This window comes from Actinomadura sediminis (assembly GCF_042675525.1).
Classification (GTDB): Bacteria; Actinomycetota; Actinomycetes; order Streptosporangiales; family Streptosporangiaceae; genus Spirillospora; species Spirillospora sediminis.
The window spans coordinates 1-10583 of sequence record NZ_JBHTJA010000157.1; the positions used below are offsets into that span (position 1 = coordinate 1).

9 protein-coding genes are annotated in these 10583 nt (G+C 76.4%); 3 read left to right on the forward strand and 6 right to left on the reverse strand.

Annotation, left to right across the window (positions count from 1 at the left end):
- Positions 1-167: 167 nt before the first annotated feature.
- A complete protein-coding gene (locus ACFQ11_RS35315; protein WP_378306850.1) occupies positions 168-947 on the reverse strand; it encodes an HAD-IIA family hydrolase in 780 nt (259 codons plus the stop codon).
- A 188-nt stretch (positions 948-1135) separates the two neighbouring features.
- On the opposite strand from ACFQ11_RS35315, the gene ACFQ11_RS35320 reads away from it, so the two are divergent.
- Both ACFQ11_RS35320 and ACFQ11_RS35325 read left to right on the forward strand, forming a co-directional pair.
- Positions 1136-2845, forward strand: coding sequence for a class I adenylate-forming enzyme family protein (locus tag ACFQ11_RS35320; protein ID WP_378306852.1), 1710 nt, complete (start codon positions 1136-1138; stop codon positions 2843-2845).
- A 9-nt stretch (positions 2846-2854) separates the two neighbouring features.
- Positions 2855-3301, forward strand: a complete 447-nt coding sequence (locus ACFQ11_RS35325) for a RidA family protein (protein ID WP_378306854.1) — start codon at positions 2855-2857, stop codon at positions 3299-3301.
- 105 nt (positions 3302-3406) lie between these two features.
- Here ACFQ11_RS35325 and ACFQ11_RS35330 read toward each other — a convergent pair whose 3' ends face one another.
- The 3 genes from ACFQ11_RS35330 to ACFQ11_RS35340 all read right to left on the reverse strand — a co-directional run bounded on the left by ACFQ11_RS35330 (position 3407) and on the right by ACFQ11_RS35340 (position 7113).
- Complete coding sequence (locus ACFQ11_RS35330) at positions 3407-3982, reverse strand: TerD family protein (protein ID WP_378306856.1); 576 nt, start codon at positions 3980-3982, stop codon at positions 3407-3409.
- Between the two features lie 141 nt (positions 3983-4123).
- Positions 4124-6061, reverse strand: a complete 1938-nt coding sequence (locus ACFQ11_RS35335) for an acyl-CoA dehydrogenase (RefSeq protein ID WP_378306858.1) — start codon at positions 6059-6061, stop codon at positions 4124-4126.
- Positions 6062-6075: 14 nt separating this feature from the next.
- Complete coding sequence (locus tag ACFQ11_RS35340) at positions 6076-7113, reverse strand: ACP S-malonyltransferase (protein ID WP_378306860.1); 1038 nt, start codon at positions 7111-7113, stop codon at positions 6076-6078.
- A gap of 297 nt (positions 7114-7410) precedes the next feature.
- Here ACFQ11_RS35340 and ACFQ11_RS35345 point away from each other — a divergent pair, with 297 nt between their 5' ends.
- Entirely contained in the window at positions 7411-8505 is a 1095-nt protein-coding gene (locus ACFQ11_RS35345) for a 3-oxoacyl-ACP synthase III family protein (RefSeq protein WP_378306862.1), read from the forward strand.
- 115 nt (positions 8506-8620) lie between these two features.
- Here ACFQ11_RS35345 and ACFQ11_RS35350 read toward each other — a convergent pair whose 3' ends face one another.
- Positions 8621-9088: a DoxX family protein gene (locus ACFQ11_RS35350; RefSeq protein WP_378306864.1), complete on the reverse strand. Its 468-nt coding sequence runs from the start codon at positions 9086-9088 to the stop codon at positions 8621-8623.
- A gap of 155 nt (positions 9089-9243) precedes the next feature.
- The coding region (locus ACFQ11_RS35355; RefSeq protein ID WP_378306866.1) for a hypothetical protein at positions 9244-10583 on the reverse strand (1340 nt) is incomplete at its 5' end.

Sequence of the window (10583 nt, forward strand, 5' to 3'; positions counted from 1 at the left end):
CCGGCGGGCGGCCGGGCGCCGGGGCCGCGGGCGGGACGCCGCCGCGCGCAGCCGCTCGCGGCCCGCGGACGTCCCCGGTGGGCCGCCGGTGCGAGAAGATGATCGTCACCGATCGTAACGGGGGCGGCCGGCGCGGCGGGCGCCGGGGCGGCGGCCGCGCCGCCGCCCTAGACGAGGTCGATCAGGTCGGCGATGGACGCCGCCACCCGCGACGGGCGGAACGGGAACCGGCCGATCTCGTCCTCGCGGGTCACGCCGGTCAGCACCAGGATCGTCTCCAGCCCCGCCTCGACGCCCGCGACGATGTCGGTGTCCATCCGGTCGCCGATCATCGCGGTGGACTCGCTGTGCCCGCCGACGACGTTCAGCGCCGTCCGCATCATCAGCGGGTTCGGCTTGCCGACGAAGTACGGTTCCACGTTCGTCGCCCGGGTGATCATCGCGGCGACCGCGCCGGTGGCGGGCAGCGCGCCCTCGGGGGACGGGCCGATCGGGTCGGGGTTGGTCGCCACGAACCGGGCGCCGCCCTCGATGAGCCGGACGGCCTTGGTGATCTGGGAGAAGCTGTAGGTGCGGGTCTCCCCCAGCACCACGTAGTCGGGGTCGATGTCGGTCAGCACGAAGTCGTTCTCGTGCAGCGCCGTCGTCAGGCCCGCCTCCCCGATCACGTACGCCGACCCCTGCGGGCGCTGGTCGGCCAGGAACCGCGCGGTCGCCAGCGCCGACGTCCAGATCGCCTCGGCGGGCACCCGCAGCCCCAGCGCCGCCAGCCGCGCCGACAGGTCGCGGCGCGTGTAGATGGAGTTGTTGGTCAGGACCAGGAAGGGTTTGCCGGAGGCGGCCAGACGGTCCACGAACTCCTCGGCGCCGGGGACGGGCCGCCCCTCGTGCACCAGGACGCCGTCCATGTCCGACAGCCAGTACTCGATAGGCCCGCGCTCGGTCATGTCCCCATTGTCGCAGGTGGAGATCACCGCTCCGGACGGGCGGGCGCGGCCTCCGCGCGGGCGGCCGCCGCACGCCCGGGGCGTTGACCGGGACGTGACGCGGGTCATACATTTCCGGAACGGCGCACCGAACCACGTTCGGCGTACGGTGCCGGGCCGGGGCGCCGCGACACGCTGGAGGCGCGAACGTGCAGAGCATCGCCGAGGTCCGGGCGGCCATGACGGCCCCCGGGCAGCCGTTCGAGATGGACGAGATCGACATCCGCGGGGTGCGGACCCGCGTGTGGAAGCACGCCCCGCCCACCCTGCGGGACGTGCTGGAGGCGTCCCGCGCGCACGGCGACGCCGACTTCATCGTCTACGAGGACGACCGGCTGACCTTCGCCGCCCACTACGCGCGCGCCGCGGCGTTCGCCCGCGCCCTCGTCGAGCGGTACGGGGTGCGCAAGGGCGACCGCGTCGCGATCGCGATGCGCAACTACCCGCAGTGGTCGGTGGCGTTCTTCGGCGCCGCCGCCGCGGGCGCCGTCGCGGTGCCGCTGAACGCCTGGTGGAGCGCCGGGGAACTGGAGTTCGGGCTGCGCGACAGCGGCGCGCGGGTGCTGGTGGCCGACGCGCAGCGCGCCGAGCGGCTCGCCGGCGTCCTGCCCGGCCTGGACGCCGCCGTCCTCGTCGCCCGCCCCGGCGAGCAGGGCCCGCCGCGCGGCGCCGAGGACTTCGACGCGGTCGTCGACGCCGCGCTGGCCGCCGCCGGAGGGCCCGCGGCGGCCGTGCCGCCGGACGTCGGGCTCGAACCCGAGGACGACGCGACGATCTTCTACACGTCCGGCACGACCGGCCGCCCCAAGGGCGCCCTGGGCACCCACCGCAACATCACCGGCAATCCGATCGGCCTCGCCTACGGGCTGGCGTCCGCCGGGGTCCGCGCGGGCCGCCCGCTGGCGGAGCTGATGGCGCCGCAGCGCCGGGTGACGCTGCTGAGCGTCCCGCTGTTCCACGCCACCGGCTGCCACTCGGTGCTGGTGTCCAGCGCCCTGCAGGGCGGCACCGTCGTGCTGATGTACAAGTGGGACGCCACCACGGCGCTGCGGCTCATCGAGCGGGAGCGGGTCACCGGGTTCGGCGGCGTGCCCACCATGGCGTGGCAGGTGCTGACCGCCCCCGACTTCGCCGACTACGACACCTCCAGCCTCACCGGCGTCAGCTACGGCGGCGCCCCCGCCGCGCCCGCGCTGGTCGACGCGATCCGCGAGCGGCTGCCCGACCGGGTGCCCGGCAACGGGTACGGGCTGACCGAGACGTCCTCGGTCACCACCTACAACGGCGGCGTCAACTACCTGGAGCGTCCCGACAGCGTCGGCCCGCCGGTGGCGGTCTGCGACGTCCGGGTGGTCGGGCCGGACGGCGCCGACCTGCCGGCGGGCGAGGTCGGCGAGCTGCTGATCAAGGGGCCCAACGTCATCAAGGGCTACTGGAACCGGCCCGAGGAGACCGCCCGCGCGTTCGTGGACGGCTGGTTCCACAGCGGCGACCTCGCCCGGCTGGACGCCGACGGGTTCGTCTACATCGTCGACCGCGCCAAGGACATGCTGATCCGCGGCGGGGAGAACGTGTACTGCGCCGAGGTGGAGGCGGCCCTGTACGAGCATCCGGCGGTGGCCGACTGCGCGGTGATCGGCGTCCCGCACGACGTGCTCGGCGAGGAGGTCGGCGCGGTGCTCGTCCCGCGGCCCGGCGCGTCGCTCACCGCCGAGGACGCGCGGGAGTTCCTGGCCGGGCGGATCGCGGCGTTCAAGGTCCCGGCCCACTGGTGGTTCCGCGAGGAGGGCCTGCCCCGCAACCCCGGCGGGAAGATCCTCAAGACCCGGCTGCGCGAAGAGCTCCTCGCGCCCCGGTAGCGTGCCCGCGTGAACGAGCATGATCCGCTGAACGGGCGCGGTCCGCGCGCGGGGACCGGCATACGGGAGATCAACGCGCCGGGGCCGCCGCCCGGCCCCGGCTACAGCCACGCGGTGTCGGCCGACGTGCCGGGCAGGCTGGTCGTCCTCAGCGGCCAGATCGCGCTGGACGGGGACGGGAACCTGGTGGGGCCCGGCGACCTGGAGGCCCAGACCCGGCAGGTGTTCGCCAACCTCGGGGCCGCGCTGACGGCGGCCGGGGCCCGCTGGGAGCACGTCGTGCGGCTGGGGTACTTCCTGCTGGACGCCCGGGGCGTCGGCGTGGTGCGGGCCGTCCGGGAGGAGATGCTGCCGGACGGTCTGGCCCCCGCGGCGTCGCTGGTGGAGGTGCGGCGGCTGGTCCGCGACGACCTGCTCGTCGAGATCGAGGCCATGGCCGTCGTCCCGCCCGGCTGAGGCCCGCCCGCTGAGGCCCGGCATGCCGGGCGCCGGGCGTGCGGGGGCGGGGCGGCCCGGGGGCGGGCCCGGGGCCGCCCCGCCCCCGCGGGTCGGCCGCGTGCGTCAGACGTTCACGCCGAAGTCGGACGCGATGCCCGACAGGCCCGAGGCGTAGCCCTGGCCGACGGCGCGGAACTTCCACTCGTCGCCGTTGCGGTACAGCTCGCCGAACACCATGGCGGTCTCGGTCGAGGCGTCCTCCGACAGGTCGTAGCGGGCGATCTCGCTGTTGTCGGCCTTGTTCACCACGCGGATGAACGCGTTGCGGACCTGGCCGAAGTTCTGCTGGCGGCTGTCGGCGTCGTAGATCGACACCGGGAAGACGATCTTGCTGACCTCGGCCGGGACGGTGGACAGCCCGACCTGGATCTGCTCGTCGTCGCCCTCGCCCTCACCGGTGAGGTTGTCGCCGGTGTGCTCGACGGAGCCGTCGGGGCTCTTGAGGTTGTTGAAGAACACGAAGTGCTGGTCCGACAGGACCTTGTTCTCCGCGTCGAGCAGCAGGGCGCTGGCGTCCAGGTCGAAGTCGGTCCCGGTCGTGGTGCGCACGTCCCAGCCCAGACCGACCACCACGGCGGTCAGTCCGGGGGCCTCCTTCGTCAGCGAGACGTTGCCGCCCTTGCTCAGACTGACTCCCACTGTTGCTACCTCCGTATCGAATGCGGATGCCGGTCACCCGCGCAGGTCTCTACGAGTCTCCTACGAGAACGGTAGTCACCTCGCGCGGGTTCCCCCGCATCCTCGGGCAAGTCGCGGCGTGGCGCGGGCTTTTCCCTGCTTTCACCGTCCGCCGTCCGCCGCCGGGGCGGGCCGGCCGGCGAGGAAGGACGTGGGCGCGGTGACCTCGGCGGGCAGGTCGAACGCGGCCGCCAGGTCCCCGGCCCGCGGGGCGAGGTCGTCGCACACGCGGCGCCGCGCCGCCCACGCCTCGTCCAGCGCGCCGGGCGGCAGCACCCCCTCGTTGAGCAGGTCGGCCGCGCGGCGGTCGATCCAGTCCAGGGCGTGCAGGGTCAGCACGGGCCGCAGCGCCGCGGGCCCGGTGTCCAGGGTGCGCGCGAGGATCTCCAGGGTGATGCGGTCGGCGCAGGCGGTGGCGGTGCGCGCGGCCAGGACCAGGTTGTCGTTCCACGCGGTGAACGCGTCGGCGCCCGCGTCGCGGGCCGCGGCGACGCGGGCGGCGAGCCGGTCGCGCATCCGCCGTTCGGTCTCGCACGCCAGGAACCGCCACACCGCCGGGGACGTGAGGTCGCCGTCGTCGGGCGGGCCGGGCTCGGCGGGCGGGGGGCTGTAGCGGTCCAGGTCGGCCATCGCGCGGGCGGTGTCGTAGAGGATCAGCTCGTTGTCGCCGCCGGCGTTCATGTAGGCGTGGGCGAGACCGCGGTAGGCGTTGAGCCGCTCGACGGCGGCGAAGCCGGGGGCGCCGCTGTGCACCCGGCAGGCCGAGACGGTCTCCTGCGCCTGGACGGTCGCGGCGGCCTTCAGCAGCGCCAGGTCGCGGTCGACGGCCGACCAGGGCGCCCACGCGGTGTCGGGCCCGGCGTCGCCGGGGCCGCCCGCGGTCGCGCCGGGCGCGTCGGCGGAGGTGCGGCGGGCCTGGACGTGCGCGGCGACGGCGGTGAGCGCGTACCCCGACGCCAGGGCCGACAGGACCGCCTCGCGCTGGTTGCGGTAGTCGGTGAGGGCGCGGCGGGGCGCGAGCCGGCCGAGGGTGGCGCGGCCGGCGGAGTGCGCCAGCAGCATCCCGGCGGACGCGCGGGTGATCGCGGCCGACGCGGAGATGACGGCCCGCCACACCGCGGGCGCGATCGCCATCGAGCGGGTGAGGCGGGCGGCGGGGGTGCCGGCGGGGTCGTGGAAGGCACCGCCCGGGCCGATGTCGGCGCCGTCGCGCAGCCACGCCTCGTAGGGGACGCGCAGCCCGTCGAGGCGGACGGCGCCGTAGTCGATCTGCAGGCCGGTCGTCTCGGGCGCGGGGACGATGCGGGCGCCGTCGGCGATGCGCCCGCCGGGGCCGCGCAGCGGCACCATGAACACGAACACGCCGCGTTCCTCGCCGCCGTGCTCGAGGGTGGCGTAGACGGCGGCGGTCTTGGGCACCGCCGGGTGGGCGGTGTTGGTGGGGAACTTGGCGGCCGCCGCGTCGGGTGTGGTGAGGACGAACCCGCCGGTGCGGGGGTCGTGGCGCGCGATCGTGCGGGGCGACAGGTGGCTGTTGCTGCGGCCCACCTCGGTCATCAGCAGGGTGCCGAAGGATTCCATCGACGCCAGCGCCGCGCCCGCCGCGCCGCCCGCGCCGTCCCGCCCGTCCTGCCCGCCGCCGAACCGCAGGACGGGCCCGAACGCGAGGGTGTAGTGCAGCATCGTGACGTGGAACAGGGCCGGGTCGGCGATCGCGGCGCGTTCCAGCAGCGCGCACAGCAGCGGCGGGTCGTCCAGCAGTTCGGCGGCGGGCGGGGCGGCGAGCCCGGCGCGGCGCAGCCGCCGGTAGGTGAGGGCCTGGTGCTCGCGGGCGGTGAGCCCGTCCGGGTAGGTGAAGCAGTCGGCGGGGACGGCCTCGGCGATCCAGGCCCGGACCTTGTCGTCGCGGGCGCCGCCGCGCGCGAACGCCAGCAGGTCGGGGTCGGGGACGCCGTCCGCGCCCATCGGCGCGGTGCCCGCGCCGCCGTGCCGGCCGCCGTGCTCGCCGTGGTGCCCGCCGTCGTGGGCGGTGTGGGTCATCGCGGGTGCTCCCGTCAGGCGGAGGGGTCGGTGATCGCGCTGGAGGCGGCCTTACCGGACGATCCGGCACCGCCGCCGGCGGGGCGGCGGGGCCGGTCGCGCAGCGGGACCAGGACGCGGGCGCCGGGCAGGGTGAGGCGGGCGCACTGGCACAGGGCGTCGCCGGGGCCGGCCTCGGTGAACACGGTGGCGCCCGCGGCGTCGACCTGCCGCAGGGTCTCGGGGAGCCGGACGGGCTTGACGATGCAGTCGGCCAGGGCGCGGTGCAGGTCGTCGTCGTCGCGGTAGGCGCGGCCGCGCACCGGGGAGTGCACCGCGATCTCCAGGGGCCGCTGCGGGAACGCGCGGATGGTCTCGTACCACTCGTCGTCGGCGCCGGCCATCGCGGGATGGTGCGACAGGTAGGGGACGGCGAGCCGCACGGCGCGGACACCGCCGGCGCGGGCGGCGTCCAGGACCCGCTCCAGGGGCGCGTCGGGCCCGGACACGACCGTGACGCCGGGGGCGTTGAGGCAGGCCACGACGACGTCGGGCGCCCCGGCGGCGGCGATGCGGTCGCGGGCGCCGTCCTCGCCGGTCTCCAGCAGCGCCATGCCGCCGCCGGCGCCGCGGCGGGCGAGGACGTCCACGAGCGCGACGGCCATGCGGGCGCCGTCGGTGATCGTGAACGCGCCCGCGGACACGGTCGCGGCGATCTCGCCGAAGCTCTGCCCGACGGCGATGCGGGGCGTCACCCCGGCGGTGCGCAGCGCGCGGTCGACGGCGACGGACGCGGCGTACCCGCACAGCTGGGCGACGCCGGGGGCGCGGGCGGCGTCGCGGTAGGCGGCGGGGTCGTCCAGCAGGATCGTGCGCAGCGACGGCCAGCCGGTGCGGGGCAGGCCTTCCTGGACGGCGTCCAGGACGTCGGCGACGGCGCGTGCGGCGGCGGGCCCGGAGCGGGACAGGGCGGGGAGGTCGGGGACGGCGGCCGATCCGGTTCCGGCGAACAGGAACGCGCACACGTCATCGGGCTTGAGGTCGTCGGCCGGGTGGAAGGAGGGCGAGGCCACGCGGTGTCTCCTTACCTGGAAGGAAGACTCTCATTTCTTTTTGGATAAAGGCCGCTGAACGTCTCGATATAGAACGGAAATCCCGAAATGGGATTATTCACTTATGGGATCGGTCTGGCAACCGTTGGTGCGCGCCCGGAAACCCGCGTTCCGCGGGATTCCGGGCGCTCGACGGGGCCGGCGGTGCGTCCGGCGGGAGTCCGCCCGCCGTTCGCCGGAACGGCCGATCGTGAACGTCAGCCGAGAATGCAGCCGACCACGATCACCGGCGGCGAGCCGGGCGCGAGGGAGCGACGCATGACCTGGCCGAATCAGCGACCGACGACCGGGCCCCGCGAAAGCGGGCCGCACGACTCCCCTCGTCCCCCTCTTACCCCTCGTTCCGGCCCGGCCGGCGCGCCCGGCTGGGCGATCCGCGGCACCGGCTCCCACCTGCCGCGGCGGCGCGTCCGCAGCGAGGAGGTGTCGCGCTCGCTGGGCCTGGACCCCGGCTGGATCGAGCGCCGCACCGGCATCCGCGAGCGCCGGGTCGCCGCCGACACCGAGGCGTCCTCGGACCTGGCCGCGCACGCCGCGCGCCGCGCCATGGCCGACGCCGGGATCCGCCCCGACGACGTCGGGCTGATCGTGCTGGGCACCTCCACCCCCGACGAGCTCGGCCCGTCCACGGCGTGCCGCGTGCAGGCGCTGCTGGGCGCCCGGCACGCCGCCGCGTTCGACGTCGCCGCCGCCTGCACCGGCTTCGTCTACGGGTTGCAGTCCGCCGTCGGGTGGCTGGCCACCCAGCGGGGCGCACCGCCCCATGCGCTCGTCATCGGCGTGGAGGTGTACTCCAAGTTCCTCGACCCCGGGGACCGGGGGACGGCCGCGCTGTTCGGCGACGGCGCCGCCGCGGCGGTCGTCGGGCCCGTCCCGTCCCCCTACGGGATCGGGCCGATCACGCTCGGCTCGGACGGCACCCGCGCCGGCGACGTGCTGATCCCCGCGGGCGGCGGCCGCCGCCCGGCGTCGGCGCAGACGCTGGCGGAGCGGGGCCACACCATCCACATGGACGGCCGCGCGGTCCGCGACTTCATCGCCGCCACGTTCCCGCGGCTGGTGGCCGAAGCGGTGGACGGCGCCGGGATCAAGCCCGCCGACCTGGCGCTGGTGGTGCCGCACCAGCCGAACCCCGCACTGGTCGCGTCGCTGGCGCCCGACGCCGGGCTGGAGCCGGCGCAGCTCGCGATCGCCGGGCACGACGTCGGCAACATCGGCGCCGCCAGCCTCCCCTACGCGCTCGACACCGCGCTGCGGGCCCGCCCGTCCGCGCCCGGCGACCTGGTGCTGCTGGCGGGGTTCGGCGCGGGCCTGACCTGGGGGCACACGATCGTCACGTGGCCGCCGTCCTGACCGGACCGCGACGCGCGTACGGCGGGCGGCCGGGACCCGGTGTCCCGATCGCCCGCCGTGGCGGTGCGGATTCGCGCGGTGCGGATTCGCGCGGTGCAGGTCTCTGCGGTGCGGGTCAGCGGCGCAGGAGCGTCCGCGGGTCGGCCAGCAGCGCGCGCGTCTCGGCGCGGCGGTCCCAGGCGACGACCGCGAACACGACGCCGAGCGCGGCCGGGAACAGCGCCCACGCCGGCTCGATGACCAGCAGCTGGGTGAGGGCGGCGCCGATCATCAGACCGATGAGGCCGGTCGCGGCCAGGCCCGCCAGCCGGGGGATCACCAGGCCGATCGCGCCCGCGACCTCGACGGCACCGATGAAGTACCGCATGGCGTCGTTCCAGCCGAGCGCGGCGAACGCCTCGACGGCGTCGGCCTGCCCGACGAGCTTGGGCAGCCCGGACGCGAACAGCAGGAACGCCGCGATGAGGATCTGCGCGCCCCACAGGACGCGCCGCGCGGTGCGGCGGTTCCCGGTGGCGCGCCCGGTCGCGCCGGCGGCGGTCGCGGCGGCGGTGGCGGCGGCGGGGATGTGGGTGGCGGTCATGGCGGTGGTCCTTCCGGTGGGTGCTTCATCGTCCTTTCACTGACACGTCGAACGGGCCGCCGCCATATCGACATCCCGCCGGATCTTTTCCCGAAAAAATCTCGATGCCGATGTTCTCGCAGGTCGGGGCGTGGGCGGCCGTGGCGCCGCGGCGGTCACCAGTGGGACAGGACGAGCGCCTGGACGGCCAGCGCCGTGCAGGCCTGCGCGGCCAGCCACGCCCGCGCCGGGGGCCGGTGCGCGGCCGCGGCGACCACGAGCCACGCCGCGAACGGCACCCAGATCCGCTCCACCTCCCCCTTGGTGACGCCGGACACGTCCAGCGCGAGGGTGCCCAGCAGCGCCGCGCCCGCCGGCAGCGCCGTCCCGAGCCCCGGCACGGCCGCCCGCAGCCGCGCGGCCCGCCGCAGGGCGCCGAAGGCGCCGGGCAGGGCGTGCGCGACGGCGGGGCCGGTGAGCAGGCCCAGCACCGCGAGGTCGGCGAACAGGAAGTACCAGTAGGACCGCTGCGCCGACCCGCCGCTGACCAGGTAGGTGTCGAGGGTGGCGCGGACCCCGTCGGGCCACCAGAAGCCCAAGGCGGTCAGGGCGGCGGGCACCACCGTCAGCCCCGCCGCGCCGGCCGCGAGCACGGCCCGGCGGGGACGTACCCGCAGCAGCACGGCGAGGGGGACGGCGAACAGCGGCAGCAGCCCGTAGCTCAGATACGGCAGGGACCCGAGCAGGATCCCGCCCCCGGCCGCCGCCGGGAACGCCGCCCGCCCGGCGCGGCGCGCCGCGACCGCCGCGAGCGCCGTCCCCCACGCGCCGACACCGAGGAAGAACGCGTCCATCGCGGTCGCGACCCACAACGCCAGCGGCGCCAGCACCAGGAACGGGACGGCCGCCCGCGCGGCCTCCTCCCCCGCCGTGCACCGCACGGTGACCGCGATCGCGGCCGCCGCCGACGACCCGGCCGCGATGATCGCCGCGGCGAGCCACCCGGTGCCGCCCAGCCCGGCCGCCTCCAGCGCCCACAGCACCAGCATCGGCCCGGGCGGGTGCCCGCGGACGTGCGTGGTGTAGCCGTGCAGCCGCTCGGTGAACGTGCGCAGCCACTCCAGGACGTCCGGGCGCAGTTGCGCCATCCCCGCCGGGTACTCGGTGGGCGCGTCCAGCGGCGCGGCGAGGGCGCCCGGCCCGTCCGACGCCGCCAGCGCCACCGCCCACAGCGCGGCGCCCGCCCACGCGACGGGCGGCACCCACCGCCACGGCAGCCGCGCGGCCAGCACCGGCAGGACGGCGCCGCCCGCGGCGGCGACGGCCGCGGCGGCGAGCAGCTCCCAGGTCAGCGGGCTCTCCCGCAACCGCGCGTGCAGCGGCGGAAGGTCGTCCTCGGTGGCGATCCCGGCGCGCCGCAGCCACCATCCGGCCGCGAACGCCGCGACGATCGCCGCCGCCCACACCGCCACGGCCCACGCCCCGGCGCCGGGGCGCCGCCCGGCGCGCCGCCCAA

Coding starts and splice junctions, on each gene's coding strand:
- ACFQ11_RS35335 (WP_378306858.1), bottom strand. CDS start 6,061: ATGACCCACACCGCCCACGACGGCGGGCACCACGGCGAGCACGGCGGC.
- ACFQ11_RS35345 (WP_378306862.1), top strand. CDS start 7,411: ATGACCTGGCCGAATCAGCGACCGACGACCGGGCCCCGCGAAAGCGGG.
- ACFQ11_RS35315 (WP_378306850.1), bottom strand. CDS start 947: ATGACCGAGCGCGGGCCTATCGAGTACTGGCTGTCGGACATGGACGGC.
- ACFQ11_RS35350 (WP_378306864.1), bottom strand. CDS start 9,088: ATGACCGCCACCCACATCCCCGCCGCCGCCACCGCCGCCGCGACCGCC.